Genomic DNA, 15237 nt, shown 5'->3' with positions numbered 1-15237 from the left:
TCTCAGACCTCCTTCATATGTGTCTTGTAAGTTTCCTCGGCCCGCGCCCAGACGCCTTGATCGAGCGCGTCGAGCGTCAGCAGGGATGGCAAAAGCTGGCCCGCGTAATCCTGCGAGGATTCCACCGGGAGGAGCGAGGGCAGGTTGTCGATCGCCATCACATCGAGCGGCGGCGCATCGTGGACGCGCAGCGCCGGTTCGGCCCATGTGGTGGCGCGGTCATAGACCGGCACGGGGTTGTAATCGCTGTCCGGGTCGCAGGCCACGTCGCCGATCACGGTCAGGCGGCGGGGGTCGGTCAAGGCGGATTTCGGCACGAAGACCGGTGTGCCAGGGCGCGCGAGGATGCAGTTGAGGAAAATGTCGTGGTCAAGGATTTCCGGGAACGGCCCGCCCTTGGCAGTCTCGGCCATGTCCCACCGGGTGACGGTCACGCCCGTCGCTTCGCACAGATCCGCCGCGCCGGTGCCGACACGCCCCAATGCGCCGATGACGATGGCGGTGGGGCGGTCCTTGCCCGCTGCATCAAGCTGCGCCCCAAGACCCGCAAGCAGCGCATCGCGCCCCGGACAGGTCGCAACCGGCGGGCAGGTGCCGCCGCCCTGCTGCGCCGCCCATGTCATCAGCGACACCGCCGCCCCCGCATAGCCCGCCCAATAGCCGAAAGCGGCGACGCGCCGCCCGTCCTTATCCACCAGATATTCCAGATCATAGAGCGTGCCGCCCCCGGCCTTGAACCGCGCGAGCAGGCGCTTGCCCGCATGTTGCCCCTTGAAGGCATGGCCGAACATGATGTGGCGATGCGGCAGGGCGGTGCCGTCCTCGGGCAGTTCCTTGAGGCCGAAGATGATCGCATCCGACGGGGCGGAAGGCCAGGTATTCTCGCCCGCGATCTCGCAGCCCGCCGCCCGGTAGCCGTCAATCGGGATGGCGCGGTTGTGGCTGTCCTCCACCGTCACGCGGATGCCCTTGGCGATCAGCGCCGCCGCCCCCTCGGGGGTCAGCCCGACGCGCTCCTCGTTGGGCCGCTGTTCGGCCCGGACCCAGAGATGTGTCATGCGGCAGCCCTCAGATCATGTTGTCGGCAATGACCTTCGCCACCGAAGCACGGCCGCGCATCGCCTCGATGAAGCCGGTAATCTTGGGGTAATCGGCGACGGTCACGCCGTCCCCCTCCAGCCAGCTACAGGCGACATAGAGGTAGGGATCAGCCAATGAGAACGTCTCGCCCAGCACATACGGCCCTTTGAGCAGGTGATGTTCCACATGGGCCGCGCTGTCGGTCATGGTCTGGACTGCCTTGGCCTTCATGTCGTCGAACGAGCTTTGCTGATCGGCCCAGCGGTGGCCGCGCATCCTGTGGGCGTGGTTCACATGCATGGTCGAGGCGAGATAGCACATCGCCTCGCGCATCTTGGCGGCCTCATAGGGGCCAGAGGGGCGCAGCCCGGTGGCGGGCGCGATATCGGCGATGTAATCAAGGATCGCCGCCGTCTCGGTCAGGATGCCTTGTTCGGTGACAAGCGCGGGCACACGGCCCTTGGGGTTGATCGTCTGATACTCCGGCCCGGTTTGCTCTCCGGCGCGGAAATCGAGGCGTACCGGCTCGAAATCAAGCCCCGCCTCGTGCAATGCGATGGCCGTCGCAATGGCGATGGTGCCCTTGGCGTAATAGAGTTTCATGGTGCGTGTCCTGTTGTTTAGATGAAAGTGCGGGCATGCGCCCGGTCGGGAAGGTCGAGATGCGGGGTGGCGTTGAACGTGCCCAGCATCAGCATATCGTGGACATGTTCAAGCCGGTGCAGCGAGCTGTTCATCACTTGCAGCATGACCTTGGACATGCCGGGAATATCAAGCCCGAGCGTGTGCCGCATCACCATACCGATCACACCCCCAGAGGTAACGATCAGGATGCGCCCGGGATGATGGCAGATATCGTCGATCAGGCCGGTGATCCGGGTGGTGAAATGATCGAACGTCTCGGGCACATCCGCAAGGTCGCCGCGCGCCCAATGCTCGATTACCTGCGGCAAGTAGCGGGCGAATTCGGTGGCGTCCGAGGGCGCGGGGATGCCATGCTGCGCCTCGATGGCCTGCGCGAGCGCGAAATAGCTCAGCTCATCTAGCCGCGCATCCTGTTTGGTGATCGCGTAGCCCATGGCCCGCGCGGTGCCGGTCTGCCGGTGCAGCGTGCCGGTGATCACGTGGTCGAAATGCGGATTGGTCCCGCGCAGATGCGCGCCCAGCCATTCCGCCTGCTGCACGCCGAGCGGCGACAGCCGGTCATAGTCCGCCTCGTCGGTCGCATGGCTGTTCGCCTGCCCGTGTCGCACCAGAATAAGTTCTGCCAAGATGTCGCCTCCGCGTTTGATCGTGACGTTAACGCCGCGCGGCAGCGGGTGAAAGATGGCACAAGGGAAATAATAATCGCCCGGTCGGACCTGTGGCTGACGCCTATAGGACATCCACCCGTGTGCGCCGCCGCAAAAATGCGGTGCCGTGTCGGGATTGCCGGGTACACACGGGGGTGGTGCGTGGTATGCCATGGCCGTCAAGAGGAGTCGCGCGCATGTCTGAAACGATCAAGATCACACTGGATGGAACTGAGGTCGAGGCCGAGGCGGGCCAGACGCTCTGGGAGGTGGCCAATGGTCGCGGGCTCAAGATCCCACATCTGTGCCACAAACCGAACCCCGGTTATCGCCCCGACGGCAACTGCCGCGCCTGCATGGTCGAGGTAGAGGGCGAGCGCGCGCTCGTGGCCTCCTGCATCCGCGAGGCGCGGGACGGGATGATCGTCACCACCAATTCGAATCGCGCGGAAAGTGCGCGCAAGATGGTGGTCGAGATGCTGCTTGCCGATCAGCCCGAGCGTGATGCCTCGCACGATGCCTCCAGCCACCTGTGGGACATGGCCGATGCCAATGGCGTGACCCATAGCCGGTTTCCCAAGCTTGAAAAGCCGCGCGTGCCACTGCTCGATGACAGCCACGTGGCGATGCGCGTCAATCTGGATGCCTGCATTCAATGCAACCTGTGCGTCCGCGCCTGCCGCGATGTGCAGGTCAATGACGTGATCGGCATGGCCGGGCGCGGCCACGATGCCTATCCGGTCTTCGATTTCGACGACCCGATGGGCGAGAGCACCTGCGTGGCCTGCGGCGAATGCGTGCAGGCCTGCCCGACCGGCGCGCTGATGCCCGCCTCGGTGGTGGATGACGCGCAGCAGGGCGACAGCGCCGATTATGACGAGGAGGTGCAGAGCATCTGCCCGTTCTGCGGGGTGGGCTGCCAGGTCTCGCTCAAGGTCAAGGATGGCAAGGTCAAGTATGTCGAGGGCATCAACGGCCCCGCCAACGAAGGACGACTCTGCGTCAAGGGGCGCTTTGGCTATGACTATATCCACCACCCGCACCGCCTGACCAAACCGCTCATCCGGCGCGAGGACGCGCCGCCAAAGGGTCTCAATGTCGATCCCGGAAACTGGCACGAGTTCTTCCGCGAGGCGGAGTGGGACGAGGCGCTCGACCTGACGGCGGGTGAGTTGAAGCGGCTCAAGGATGCCCATGGCGGTGCGAGTGTTGCGGGATTTGGCAGCGCCAAATGCACCAATGAAGAGGCGTATCTGTTTCAGAAATTCATCCGGCAGGGCTTTGGCCACAACAACGTCGATCACTGCACGCGGCTGTGCCATGCCTCCTCGGTGGCCGCATTGATCGAGAATGTCGGCTCGGGTGCCGTGACGGCCACGTTCAACGAGATCGAGAATGCCGATGTGGCGATCATCATCGGTGCCAACCCGGTCGAGAATCACCCCGTGGCGGCGACGTATTTCAAGCAGTTCACCAAGCGCGGCGGTAAGCTGATCGTGATGGACCCGCGTGGCGTTGGCATGCGCCGCTTTGCGACGCATATGTTGCAATTCAAGCCTGGCGCGGATGTCTCGATGCTGAACGCGATCTGCCATGTGATCGTCGAGGAAGGACTTTACGATCAGCAATATATCGAGGCCTTCACCGAAAACTGGGAGGCCGAAAAGGCGCATCTGGCGCAGTTCCCGCCCGAGAAGATGGAGGCGGTCTGCGGCATCCCCGCCGAGACGCTGCGCGACGTGGCCCGTGAATTCGCCCGTGCCAAGGCAGGCATGATCTTCTGGGGCATGGGCATTTCCCAGCATATCCACGGCACCGACAATTCGCGCTGCCTGATCTCCCTGGCGCTGATGTGCGGCCATGTGGGCCGCCCCGGCACCGGGCTGCATCCCTTGCGCGGGCAGAACAACGTGCAGGGTGCCTCGGATGCGGGGCTCGTGCCGATGTTCCTGCCCGATTACCAGACGGTGACGGATGACGGCGTGCGCCGCGCCTTTACCGAGGTCTGGAACACGGGCGATTTCAGCGCCGAAAAAGGCCTCACCGTGACCGAGATCATGGATGCGGTACACGAGGACAAGATCAAGGGCATGTATATCCTGGGCGAGAACCCGGCCATGTCCGACCCGGATGTGGAGCATGCCCGCGACGCGCTCGCCAAGCTGGAACATCTGGTGGTGCAGGACATCTTCATCACCGAGACGGCGAATTATGCCGATGTGATCCTGCCCGCCTCGGCCTTTTATGAGAAATCCGGCACCGTCACCAATACCAACCGTCAGGTGCAGATGGGCCGTCGCGCCGTCACCCCGCCGGGCGAGGCGCGTGAGGACTGGCGCATCACCGTCGATCTGGCCAACCGGATGGGTTTGCAGTGGCACTACGATAGCCCGGCGGATGTGTTTGCCGAGATGAAGGTGAACATGCGCTCGCTCGACAATATCTCGTGGGAGCGGCTGGAGCATGAAAACGCCGTGACCTATCCGTGCAAAACACCCGATGGCCCGGGCGAGGCGGTGGTGTTCGGCGACGGCTTCCCGCGTCCCGAGGGGCGGGCGCGCTTTACCCCCGCCTCGATCATCCCGCCCGATGACGTGCCGGACGCCGACTATCCGATGGTGCTGACTACGGGTCGGCAGCTGGAGCACTGGCATACCGGCTCGATGACCCGCCGCGCCAGCGTGCTTGACGCGGTGGAACCCGAGGCCAACTGCTCGATGCATCCCTCGACCCTGCGCAACATGGGGGTGGAGCCGGGCGGCATGGTGCGCCTGACCACCAAGCGCGGCTCGATCCGGATCATGGCCCGCGCCGACCGGGCGGTCGCGCCCGACATGGTGTTCCTGCCCTTTGCCTATGTCGAGGCGGCGGCCAATATCCTCACCAATCCCGCCATCGACCCTTATGGCAAGATCCCCGAGTTCAAGTATTCGGCGGTCCGGGTCGAGGCGGCGGAGATGGCGGCGGAATAAAAGTCGGGGGGCGATCCGCAAATCGCCCCCTCATTCACCGTTCCGGAAAATACTCATATCCCGCCCGTGCGGGCGGCGTCACCGGTTGGGCAGGATCACGATCTCGACGCGACGGTTCTGCTGTTTGCCCTCGGCGGTGAGGTTGGAGGCCACCGGCTGATCCTCGCCTCGGCCAAAGGCGTTGACGCGGGCATAAGGCACGCCGCCACTCATCAGCACATCGGCCACCGCATTGGCGCGGCGCTGCGACAGTTGTTGGTTGTAGCTGGCCGTGCCGTCGCTGTCGGTATGGCCCACCACCTGCACGGTTGTGTCGGGATATTTCTGAAGGCTGTCGGCCACCTTGAACAGGTCGTCACGCAAGACCGGCCGCACGGTGGCGCTGTCCACATCGAAGAGAATATCCTGCGGCATGGTCAGGATCAGCCGATCGCCGGTATTGACGATCTGCACGTCATCGTCGAGTTGCCGGCGCAGTTCGGCCTCCTGCCGGTCGAGCGACGTGCCAAGCGCCGCGCCGCCCGCCGCGCCGAGGATGCCGCCGATGATCGCGCCCTTGGCGTCGTTATCGGCGATGACAGCCCCGGTGCCCGCCCCGATCAGGCCGCCCATGATGGCACCGGTCTTGGCGTTGCGGTTCGGATCGCTGCCCGCGACGTAATTCGGATCGGTGCAGGCCGTGGCCAGCAGGAGCGATGCGCCGGAAAGAAGGAGAATGGGATTGCGTGCTCGGATCATGGAAGGTCGCCTCTGTTGATTGATCGGCCCGATGGATCGGGTATCGGGCCATGATATGCAATAACAACGCGTTTCCCAAGGTCCGGTCACGGGGAAAGATACAGCGCGGCGCGCGGGTTTCCGCCTATCCCTCGGCTCGGGCGCTTTCCCATGCGAGGATTGCGCGCTTGACCGGCAGACCCCAGTGATAGCCGCCCAATCCCCCCGATTTGCGCAAGGCCCGGTGGCAGGGGATCAGAAAGCTGACCGGGTTGCGCCCCACGGCGGTGCCCACGGCGCGCACGGCGCGCGGGTTGCCGATGGCCTGCGCGATTTCGGAATAGGTGGTGACATGGCCCGACGGGATGGTGAGCAGCGCCTCCCAGACCTTGATCTGAAACGGCGCACCGATCATGTGGAGCGCGGCCTCGCCTCGCCCTTCGAAGGCGGCACGGACCCAGTGGGCGATTCTCTCCGGGGCCTCGATATAGGTCGCCTCGGGCCAGCGGGTGCGCATGTCGGTCATGGTCACGTCTCGCCCGAATTCCCCGGCAAAGGCCAGCCCGCAGAGACCGCGCTCCGTGCCCATGGCGAGCGCCTCGCCGAACGGGCTGTCAAACCAGCCGTGATGAATGGTCAGCCCCGCGCCCTTGCGCGCGAATTCACCGGGGCTCATCGCCTCCCACCGCAGAAAGAGATCATGCAGCCGCCCAGACCCCGACAATCCCGCCGCATCCGCCGCCTCCAGCGTGGTATAGCGCTGCGCCAGCAGGTCCTTGGCGTGGCCAAGCGTCAGATACTGCTGGTAGCGCTTGGGCGACACACCCACCCATTGCGAGAAAAGCCGCTGGAAATGCGCCGCACTCATGCCCATCTCGGCGGCCAGCGTCTCCAGCGGGCGCGCCTCGCCGCCTGCGTCGATCAGGTCAATGGCGCGGCGCATGACGTTGTAGTGATAACTTTGTTCCAGGTCGGTCATCGGCATATCCTGACTGCTTTGCCACAAGATAGGCCGCGCGCGCACGGCCCGCGACCCGAATGTTGCGCATCCCGCCAAATCCCGGCATTAAGCGCGCATGGCGCGTCAACTCGATTATCACACGATCCGCGAGATCTTTGCCCGGTTCGAGGCCGCGGAGCCCGAACCCGAGGGCGAGTTGGAGCATGTCAACGCCTACACGCTGGTGGTTGCCGTGGCGCTTTCGGCGCAGGCGACCGATGTGGGCGTGAACAAGGCCACGCGGGAGTTGTTCAAGATTGCCGACACGCCGCAGAAGATGCTGGATCTGGGCGAAGCGGGGCTGATCGGGCATATCAAGACCATCGGCCTCTACCGCAACAAGGCCAAGAACGTGATGAAACTCAGCCGCATCCTCGTCGAGGAGTACGGCGGCGAGGTGCCCAATTCCCGCGCCGCCCTGCAATCGCTACCCGGGGTGGGGCGCAAGACCGCCAATGTCGTGCTCAACATGTGGTGGCACTACCCGGCGCAGGCCGTGGATACCCATATCTTTCGCGTCGGCAACCGCAGTGGCATCTGCCCCGGCAAGAACGTCGACGCGGTCGAACGCGCCATTGAGGACAATGTCCCGGTGGATTTCCAGCGCCACGCGCATCACTGGCTGATCCTGCATGGCCGCTACACCTGCAAGGCGCGCAAGCCCGCCTGCGGCACCTGCCTTATTCGTGATCTATGCTTATTCGAGGACAAGACCCTATGACAAAATATCAGGCCGTCGGTATCGGCAATGCCGTGGTGGATGTGATCAGCCAATGCGATGACGCCTTTCTTGCCCGGATGGGCATTGACAAGGGTGTCATGCAACTGATCGAGACCGAGCGCGCCGAATTTCTCTACGAGAACATGACCGACCGGTGGCAGATGCCGGGCGGGTCGGTCGCCAATACCATCGCGGGGCTGGGGGCGCTTGGCCTCTCCACCGGCTTCATCGGTCGGGTGAGCGATGACGAGTTGGGTCATTATTACGTGCGGGCCATGGCCGAGGTCGGCACCGATTTCGTCAACGCCCCGCGCGGCGACGGCGCATTGCCCACCTCGCGCTCGATGATCTTCGTCTCGCCCGATGGCGAGCGGTCGATGAATACCTATCTCGGGATTTCCACAGAGCTGGATGAGGGCGATGTGCCTGCGGATGTGGCCGGGCAGGCGGGGCTCTTGTTTCTCGAGGGGTATCTCTTCGACAAGCCCAAGGGCAAGGCGGCGTTTCAGGCAGCCGCGCGCGCGGCGCGGGCAGGCGGCGGCAAAGCAGGGATTACGCTGTCCGATCCGTTTTGCGTCGAGCGTCACCGTGCCGATTTTCGTGGCCTGCTGCGCGAACTCGACTACGTGATCGGCAACGAGCATGAATGGTGCGCGCTCTACGAGACCGAGGATCTCAGCGAGGCACTGGAGCAGGCGGCGCAGGAAAGCGGGCTGATCGTCTGCACCCGGTCGGGCCATGACGTGGTGCTGGTCGACGGCGAAGAGACGGTGACCGTGCCCGTACATCGCGTCGAGCCGGTGGACACGACCGGCGCGGGCGATCAATTTGCCGCCGGGTTACTCTACGGCCTTGCCACCGGGCAACCGCTGCACGTGGCCGGACGTATGGGCTGCATCGCGGCGGCCGAGGTGATCGGCCATTACGGCGCGCGCCCCGAGGCGGATGTGAAGGCGCTCTTTGCTGCCGAAGGGCTCATATAACAGGATCGTACATCGGGGCAGAGCGCGGCATATGAGTATTTTTGCCATAAAGAAACCCACAGCAGGGTTTGTTAACCATCGCGTGGCAATCTCGACCTGCGGTACAGGCTGGAGAGCCGATGACCGTCCATGAAGAAGCCGCGCCCGGGTGTTGCGTGTGTCAAACCCGGGCGCGCATTTTCATGTTTCTTTATGGTCCGAATACTCCGGGGTGAATTGGCCGCAGGCCAAGAGGGGCAGCGCCCCTCACGCCGCAGACACGTTCACTTGTCGCGGAATTGTGCCTCGCGCTTTTCGGCGAAGGCGGCCATACCCTCTTTCTGATCCTCTGTGGCGAAGAGCGAGTGGAACACGCGCCGCTCGAAGAGAAGCCCCTCGCGCAGAGTGGTCTCATAGGAGCGGTTGACCGCCTCCTTGGCCGCCATCACCGAAATCTGCGATTTCTCGGCGATCTTCTGCGCCGCCGACATCGCTTCTTCCATCAGCTTCTTGGCGGGCACCACGCGGCTGACCAGCCCCGCGCGCTCGGCCTCTTCGGCATCCATGAAGCGGCCCGTCAGGTTCATGTCCATCGCCTTGGACTTGCCCACCAGACGGGTCAGGCGCTGCGTGCCGCCCAGCCCCGCGATGACCCCGAGATTGATTTCGGGCTGGCCGAATTTGGCGGTGTCCGAACAGATGATGAAATCGCACATCATCGCCAGTTCACAGCCGCCGCCCAGAGCATAGCCTGACACGGCCGCGATGATCGGCTTGCGCACGCGCATGATCGCGTCGCTGTCCTCGGTGAAGAGATCCTCGAGGAAGACATCGACGAATCCCTTGCCGCTCATCATCTTGATGTCGGCCCCCGCCGCAAACGCCTTTTCCGAGCCGGTGAGCAGGATGCAGCGCACCTTGTCATTCTTCTGCGCCTCGCCAAGCGCCTGCGCCAGCTCTGACATCAGCTGATCGTTGAGCGCGTTGAGGGCATCGGGGCGGTTGAGTTTGATGAGGGCGACGTGGTCTTCTATTTCGACGATGATCGTCTCATAGGCCATGAAATCAGCTTTCATTTGTTTCCATCAGACCGATTCATTACCACTGTTGGCCGCGCGTTCAACCTATCTTTGACAGCGCGGGCAATAGAAGCTGGACCGCCCGGACTGCACGACGCGCCCGATCACACCGTCACAGCCCTGCGTCCGGCACGCCTCTCCCTCGCGCCCGTAGACGTCGAAACTGTGCTGGAAATAGCCCAATTCGCCATCCGCCTGCCGGAAATCCCGCAATGAGGAACCGCCCGCCGTGATCGCATCGCGCAGCACGTCGCGGACGATCGGCACCAGCGCGCCCGCGCGTTTGCCCGAGATGTTCCCGGCGCGCCTGCGCGGCGATATACGTGCCCGAAAGAGCGTCTCGCAGACATAGATATTGCCCAGTCCCGCAACGATCCGCTGATCGAGAAGCGCGGATTTCACGGGCGTGTTGCGACCCCTGAGCATGGCGGCGAGATAGGGCGCGTTGAAGTCGTTGCCCAAGGGCTCCGGCCCCAGTTTCGCCAGCAGCGGATGCGTCTCTGTCGTGGCTGTCGGCATCAGGTCCATTGCGCCAAAGCGGCGCGGGTCGTTAAAGGTGATCCGCGCGCCGCTCTCCATGTCGAGCACCACGTGATCGTGCTTTTCCGGCGCGGGGTGCGCATGCACGAAGCGCCCCAGGGGATCGCCCGAGATCAGCATGCGCCCGGACATGCCCAAGTGAATGAGCAGCGTCTCACCCGAGCCGAGATCGGCGAGGATGTATTTCGACCGCCGCCGCAGCATCAGCACCCGCTGCCCGGTCAGCCGTGCCACCATGTCGGGCGGAAAGGGCCAGCGCAGGTCGGGGCGGTTGACGGCGGCGCGCGCGATCACCTGCCCTTCCATCACCGGGGCAAGGCCGCGGCGGACTGTCTCAACCTCAGGCAATTCGGGCAATTGGCACCTCGCTGCGTGCAAGGGGCGGATTGTAACCCCCCGCTTGCGCCCTATAAGAAGGGCAAGTCACAAGAGCGGCAAGACCCATGAACGAGAAAACCACCCATTTCGGATTTCAGGATGTGCCCGAGTCGGAGAAGGCCGGGCGCGTGCGTGGGGTCTTTGGCAGCGTGGCCAGCAAATACGACGTGATGAACGATGCGATGAGCATGGGCATTCACCGCATCTGGAAAGACGCGATGATGGATTGGCTGGCCCCGCGCGCGGGCCAGCGCCTGCTCGATGTGGCGGGCGGCACCGGCGATATCAGCTTTCGCTTTCTCAAGCGGGCCGGACATGGGCATGCCACCGTGCTCGACCTGACCGAGCCGATGCTGGTCGAGGGGCGCAAACGCGCCGAGGCGGACCAGATGGCCGAGAGCCTCGATTGGGTGGTGGGCGATGCGATGGCGCTGCCGTTCGAGGCTAACAGTTTCGACGTTTATACGATCAGCTTCGGCATCCGAAACGTGACCCGCCCGCAAGAGGCGCTGAACGAGGCGTTTCGCGTGCTCCGGCCCGGTGGACGGCTGATGGTGCTGGAATTCAGCCAGATCCCCAATGAGATGATGCAGAAGGTGTATGATCTGTACAGTTTCAACATCATTCCGCGTCTCGGGCAGGCGATCGCCAATGATCGCGGCAGCTATCAGTATTTGGTCGAATCGATCCGCAAGTTCCCCGATCAGGAGACGTTTCTGGGCATGGTGCGACAGGCCGGGTTCGAACAGGCGAAATATCGCAATCTCAGTATGGGCATCGCCTGTCTGCACTCCGGCTGGAAGATCTGAGCGATGCGCGGACCGCATAATATCCTGCGGCTGATTCGCACCGGTGCCACGTTGGAGCGCACCGGCGCAATGGGTCTGATCATGGACGCGTTCGAGGCCCCGGCGCTGGTGCGCGGGACCATGCGCTTTCTGGCCTGGCCGTTTCAGTGGTTGGGCTACAAGGGCGACGAGACAACCCCGCCCGCACCGCGCGCGCTGACTGCACTGGGCCCGGCCTATATCAAGTTCGGCCAGATTCTCAGCACCCGCCCCGATCTGGTGGGGGAGGAGTTGGCCGGGCAATTGCGCGTCTTGCAAGACAAGCTGCCGCCCTTCTCGGTAGATGTGGCCAAGGCGAGCATCACCCATGAGCTGGGGCATCTCGTCGAAGAGATGTTCGACGATTTCAGCCCGCCCGTCGCCGCGGCCTCGATTGCTCAGGTGCACAAGGCACGGCTGCGCGACACGGGCGAGGCGGTGGCCATCAAGGTGCTGCGCCCCGGGATTGAGAAGGCGTTTCGCCGCGACATCGACGCGTTTTACTTTGCCGCGCGCATGGTGGAATTGCTGGCCCCCGGCGCGCGACGCCTGCGGCCCACAGAAGTGATTGCGCATTTCGAAGGCGTGGTGATGGGCGAGCTCGACCTGCGGCTCGAGGCGTCGTCGGCCTCCGAGTTCTCGGCCAACACCTCGGAGGACGCCGGTTTTCAGTTGCCCTCCGTGCAATGGCATCTGTCATCGCGCCGGGTGATGACGATAGGCTGGGCCGACGGTCTGCCGCTCGGCGACAATGCGGCGCTCGATGCGGCGGGCCATGACCGGGCCGAACTGGGCGAGCGGGTGCTGCAACTCTTTCTCAACCACGCGCTGCGCGACGGGTATTTCCACGCCGACATGCATCAGGGCAATCTCAAGGTGGCCGGCAATGGCGATATCATCGCCTATGATTTTGGCATCATGGGCCATATCGACGAATATACCCGCCGGGTCTATGCCGAGATTCTCTACGGCTTCATCAAGCGCGATTACCGCCGCGTCGCCGAGGTGCATTTCGAGGCGGGCTATGTGCCGGCCGACCGTGATGTCGACGCTTTCGCCCGGGCCTTGCGCGCCGTGGGTGAGCCGATCTTCGGCATGGATGCCAGCCGCATCTCGATGGGCAGCCTGCTCAGCTATCTCTTCGAGGTGACCGAGCGATTCGGGATGGAGACGCGAACCGAATTGATCCTGCTGCAACGCACGATGGTGGTGGTCGAGGGCGTCGCCCGGAGCCTCAATCCGCAGATCAATATCTGGCAGGTCGCGCGGCCGGTGGTCGAGGATTACATCAGGAAAACAATCGGCCCACGCGCCGCGCTGCGCGATTTCGGGCGCACTGCCGCGGTTTTGTCGCGCTACGGGCCGCGCCTTCCCGGGCTGGTTGAGGCCGCGTTGATCCGCCAGGCGAGCCCACCGGAACAGAGCCAGCCCGCGCGCTGGCCGGTCTATCTGGCCTTCACCGGGCTTGGTGCGGCCTGCGGAGCGGCGGGGCTTCTCGTGGCGATGGCGTTGGCCTGAGCGGGCGGGATCACTGCGCGGTCACGGGGCAGCCTCGGGCGTGCGCAGGCCGAGTACATCGCTGGCCGCAACCGTTTGGCCCGTGTCGAGAACGAGACGTGTCTCATTGCCCTCCTGACGCGCCTCTGAAATGCGGGTGTTCACATGGACATCGTGACGCGCGATGATTTCGCCCTGCCGCTGGGATTGAACCGAAATGTCGTAGGTGCCGGGTGCCAGGGGGATGCCGGCGACGTCCCGTCCGTCCCATGTGATACGCCCGCTTTGCGGGGCGATGGCCTGGCGCTGGACGATCAGCCCCTGCGGATCGGTGACCACGAGTTCGGCTGCGTCGGCCAATGGGTCGACCGTCGCGGTCAGTTGCACGGGGGTGCCGTCGAAGGCCACGGGTAGCTTTGCCTCCGCCTCCAGCCCGATCCAGCCGGACAGTTGCCCCAGTCCGAGCGCGCCCATCTGCGCGCCGAGCCCGGTGAGCAGATCATTGGTGCGCACCTGTTGTTCGACCGTCGAGAAGGTTGCCAACTGCACCGCGAAATCGGAGGAATCGACCGGGTTCAGGGGATCCTGATTGCGCATCTGCGTGGTCAGCATCTTGAGGAATGTTTCGAAATCTGCACTGATCGCGCCACCGCTTTGGGTGGCTTCTGCGGTTGTGGCACGGGTGGCTGTGGTTTGCCCGGTCGCTTGTGTGAGGTCGGTAATGTCCATGTGCAGACCTTTCTAGAGACGAATATCGAGGCGATCCCCGAGATGGATCGCGATGGCTGTGGGGCGCGGGCTTTCCACATCGGGGGGCAGTCCGAGTCCTGGAGCAGCGATGGGCTTGTCCTGTCTGGCATCGGAGCCGGGGTCTTCCTGGTCGAAGGTGAATTCCGCAGACTCGTAGCCGATATCCAGAAAGTCCCGTGCGAGCAGGTCGATGTTGCGACGCAGAAGCTCGAGCGTTTCGGGCCGCTCCGCAAAGATCGCGACAGAGAGACCATCGTCGGTGTGCCGCAGGCTCAGACGCACCGATCCCAGCTCCTCGGGACTGAGTGTGAGGTTGATCAGGCGGTCCGACCCGGGGGTCGCGCGCCCTGCGTCGGCCGCGACCTGCATCGCGATCTGCTGCGGCAGATCGGCACGAAGGGCGATGTGAGATGCCTGCTGCGGCGGTGCCGCGCCGCTGCCCGTACGGGTCTCGAAAACAAGATGAGCCTCTGGTTCGTGCTCGCTTGCGGCAAGTTCTGCTTGCGGTTCTTGCAGGACGAGCCCGGCAATCTGCGCGGCGGCAGGGGCGGTCGGGACGGTGGCGGCCGCCTGTGGCAAAGCGAATGATGGCAGCCCATTCCGCACCGTCGGGTGGTCCCGCATATGTGGTGCGGCCTTGTCATCACGGCCCGAAGCAGGGGCGGTCATCGCGCCACCTGATTGTTCTGGCCACTGCATGTGAGCAGCCCTGAGTGTGCCGGTCTCTTGCAGGACTGCGCTCACCATATCCTTCATATGTGCGGGCGGCGAAGGTCCACCGCGCGGGCCCGGGGAGGTGTCGCCTTGCGGTCCGGACACCGTTTGTCCAGATGGGCGCGCGAGACCGTCTTGACCGGGTGCATTCCCGTTCCGGACGGGGATTGCCTGTAAAGGCAGGGCTTGCAAGCCGGACGCGAGCGCACCGGGTAGCGCACCTGGTGGTGCCGGATCGGGTGCCACATCTGGCACAGCCGCGTCATGCTGGTCATGCCGCGCGCCGGACTCTCCGGGTGCCGCGCCGGGCGGCGGTGGGGCGGGGCTGTCATCTCCGGGCGCTGCCTGCCTGGCCGCGATGACTGGCGGGGTCCGATGCGATACCGTGTCGTCGGTCGCCGAGACCACGGGGTGCGGATTGTCCGTAGTGTCATGTCTGCTCGCCGAAGGGGGCAGAGACGATTCAGGCGGCTCGCCTGCAGAGGGCGTCTCTTTCGGAGGCAATGCTTGCCCCTGCGGAGCGGGTGCGGCGACAGTGTCCTCGGGCTTCGGGCCTTCGGCGTGAAAAAGCGCACTGAAGCTTGGCTCTGGTCGCTCTGCCTGAGCGAGAGCCGATGGCTGCACTTTGGCGGCCGCGGGAGCGGTACCCGATGTGAAGGGCCGACCCTCGGTCAGCGGACTTGGCGCGTGTATGGACATGTTGCGACT

14 protein-coding genes are annotated in these 15237 nt (G+C 64.3%); 5 read left to right on the top strand and 9 right to left on the bottom strand.

The window, feature by feature from the left end; genetic code table 11:
- Positions 1-2: 2 nt before the first annotated feature.
- The 3 genes from BHD06_RS07705 to BHD06_RS07695 are packed head-to-tail and all read right to left on the bottom strand — an operon-like array spanning position 3 to position 2351.
- Complete coding sequence (locus BHD06_RS07705; protein ID WP_080456414.1) at positions 3-1058, bottom strand: saccharopine dehydrogenase; 1056 nt, start codon at positions 1056-1058, stop codon at positions 3-5.
- A gap of 10 nt (positions 1059-1068) precedes the next feature.
- The gene (locus BHD06_RS07700; protein WP_080456413.1) at positions 1069-1683 is read right to left on the bottom strand and encodes a glutathione S-transferase family protein; all 615 of its coding nucleotides are present in this window, start codon (positions 1681-1683) and stop codon (positions 1069-1071) included.
- Positions 1684-1700: 17 nt separating this feature from the next.
- Positions 1701-2351 (bottom strand): histidine phosphatase family protein, encoded by a 651-nt coding sequence (locus BHD06_RS07695; RefSeq protein WP_080456532.1) that lies wholly within the window; start codon positions 2349-2351, stop codon positions 1701-1703.
- A gap of 218 nt (positions 2352-2569) precedes the next feature.
- Here BHD06_RS07695 and fdhF point away from each other — a divergent pair, with 218 nt between their 5' ends.
- The gene (gene fdhF, locus BHD06_RS07690) at positions 2570-5344 is read left to right on the top strand and encodes a formate dehydrogenase subunit alpha (protein ID WP_080456412.1); all 2775 of its coding nucleotides are present in this window, start codon (positions 2570-2572) and stop codon (positions 5342-5344) included.
- Positions 5345-5422: 78 nt separating this feature from the next.
- Here fdhF and BHD06_RS07685 read toward each other — a convergent pair whose 3' ends face one another.
- Together BHD06_RS07685 and BHD06_RS07680 are read right to left on the bottom strand one after the other, a co-directional pair.
- Positions 5423-6082: an OmpA family protein gene (locus BHD06_RS07685; protein ID WP_080456411.1), complete on the bottom strand. Its 660-nt coding sequence runs from the start codon at positions 6080-6082 to the stop codon at positions 5423-5425.
- A 124-nt stretch (positions 6083-6206) separates the two neighbouring features.
- Positions 6207-7046 (bottom strand): bifunctional helix-turn-helix domain-containing protein/methylated-DNA--[protein]-cysteine S-methyltransferase, encoded by an 840-nt coding sequence (locus BHD06_RS07680; RefSeq protein WP_080456410.1) that lies wholly within the window; start codon positions 7044-7046, stop codon positions 6207-6209.
- 91 nt (positions 7047-7137) lie between these two features.
- Here BHD06_RS07680 and nth point away from each other — a divergent pair, with 91 nt between their 5' ends.
- Complete coding sequence (nth, locus tag BHD06_RS07675; protein ID WP_080456409.1) at positions 7138-7782, top strand: endonuclease III; 645 nt, start codon at positions 7138-7140, stop codon at positions 7780-7782.
- Positions 7779-8765, top strand: a complete 987-nt coding sequence (locus BHD06_RS07670; RefSeq protein ID WP_080456408.1) for an adenosine kinase — start codon at positions 7779-7781, stop codon at positions 8763-8765. The genes nth and BHD06_RS07670 overlap by 4 nt, the downstream gene beginning before the upstream one ends.
- Positions 8766-9028: 263 nt before the next feature.
- On the opposite strand, the gene BHD06_RS07665 is transcribed toward BHD06_RS07670, so the two are convergent.
- Complete coding sequence (locus tag BHD06_RS07665) at positions 9029-9805, bottom strand: enoyl-CoA hydratase (protein ID WP_080456531.1); 777 nt, start codon at positions 9803-9805, stop codon at positions 9029-9031.
- A gap of 63 nt (positions 9806-9868) precedes the next feature.
- On the bottom strand, positions 9869-10720 hold the full coding sequence (gene mutM, locus BHD06_RS07660; protein ID WP_080456407.1) for a bifunctional DNA-formamidopyrimidine glycosylase/DNA-(apurinic or apyrimidinic site) lyase: 852 nt from the start codon (positions 10718-10720) through the stop codon (positions 9869-9871).
- A gap of 86 nt (positions 10721-10806) precedes the next feature.
- Between mutM and ubiE the strand changes: the two genes are divergently transcribed.
- Positions 10807-11550 carry a bifunctional demethylmenaquinone methyltransferase/2-methoxy-6-polyprenyl-1,4-benzoquinol methylase UbiE gene (ubiE, locus tag BHD06_RS07655; RefSeq protein ID WP_080456406.1) on the top strand — a complete coding sequence of 248 codons (744 nt, stop codon included), beginning with the start codon at positions 10807-10809 and terminating at the stop codon, positions 11548-11550.
- Between the two features lie 3 nt (positions 11551-11553).
- Positions 11554-13086: a 2-polyprenylphenol 6-hydroxylase gene (gene ubiB / locus BHD06_RS07650; protein WP_080456405.1), complete on the top strand. Its 1533-nt coding sequence runs from the start codon at positions 11554-11556 to the stop codon at positions 13084-13086.
- 21 nt (positions 13087-13107) lie between these two features.
- Here ubiB and BHD06_RS07645 read toward each other — a convergent pair whose 3' ends face one another.
- Both BHD06_RS07645 and BHD06_RS23680 read right to left on the bottom strand, forming a co-directional pair.
- The gene (locus BHD06_RS07645) at positions 13108-13794 is read right to left on the bottom strand and encodes a flagellar hook capping FlgD N-terminal domain-containing protein (protein ID WP_080456404.1); all 687 of its coding nucleotides are present in this window, start codon (positions 13792-13794) and stop codon (positions 13108-13110) included.
- 12 nt (positions 13795-13806) lie between these two features.
- A complete protein-coding gene (locus BHD06_RS23680) occupies positions 13807-14484 on the bottom strand; it encodes a flagellar hook-length control protein FliK (protein WP_176214309.1) in 678 nt (225 codons plus the stop codon).
- Between the last annotated feature and the right edge of the window lie 753 nt (positions 14485-15237).

The sequence above is a fragment of the Roseovarius sp. A-2 genome (assembly GCF_002072155.1).
Taxonomy (GTDB): Bacteria; Pseudomonadota; Alphaproteobacteria; order Rhodobacterales; family Rhodobacteraceae; genus Roseovarius.
The sequence above is the reverse complement of the archived record's forward strand: the minus strand, read 5'-3'. Positions and strand labels throughout refer to the sequence as shown.

Bases quoted from the DNA above. Each gene is read 5' to 3' on its own strand.
- BHD06_RS07705 (WP_080456414.1), bottom strand. From the start codon at position 1,058: ATGACACATCTCTGGGTCCGGGCCGAACAGCGGCCCAACGAGGAGCGC.
- BHD06_RS07700 (WP_080456413.1), bottom strand. From the start codon at position 1,683: ATGAAACTCTATTACGCCAAGGGCACCATCGCCATTGCGACGGCCATC.
- fdhF (WP_080456412.1), top strand. From the start codon at position 2,570: ATGTCTGAAACGATCAAGATCACACTGGATGGAACTGAGGTCGAGGCC.
- BHD06_RS07685 (WP_080456411.1), bottom strand. From the start codon at position 6,082: ATGATCCGAGCACGCAATCCCATTCTCCTTCTTTCCGGCGCATCGCTC.
- BHD06_RS07680 (WP_080456410.1), bottom strand. From the start codon at position 7,046: ATGCCGATGACCGACCTGGAACAAAGTTATCACTACAACGTCATGCGC.
- nth (WP_080456409.1), top strand. From the start codon at position 7,138: ATGGCGCGTCAACTCGATTATCACACGATCCGCGAGATCTTTGCCCGG.
- BHD06_RS07670 (WP_080456408.1), top strand. From the start codon at position 7,779: ATGACAAAATATCAGGCCGTCGGTATCGGCAATGCCGTGGTGGATGTG.
- BHD06_RS07665 (WP_080456531.1), bottom strand. From the start codon at position 9,805: ATGGCCTATGAGACGATCATCGTCGAAATAGAAGACCACGTCGCCCTC.
- ubiE (WP_080456406.1), top strand. From the start codon at position 10,807: ATGAACGAGAAAACCACCCATTTCGGATTTCAGGATGTGCCCGAGTCG.
- ubiB (WP_080456405.1), top strand. From the start codon at position 11,554: ATGCGCGGACCGCATAATATCCTGCGGCTGATTCGCACCGGTGCCACG.
- BHD06_RS07645 (WP_080456404.1), bottom strand. From the start codon at position 13,794: ATGGACATTACCGACCTCACACAAGCGACCGGGCAAACCACAGCCACC.
- BHD06_RS23680 (WP_176214309.1), bottom strand. From the start codon at position 14,484: ATGACCGCCCCTGCTTCGGGCCGTGATGACAAGGCCGCACCACATATG.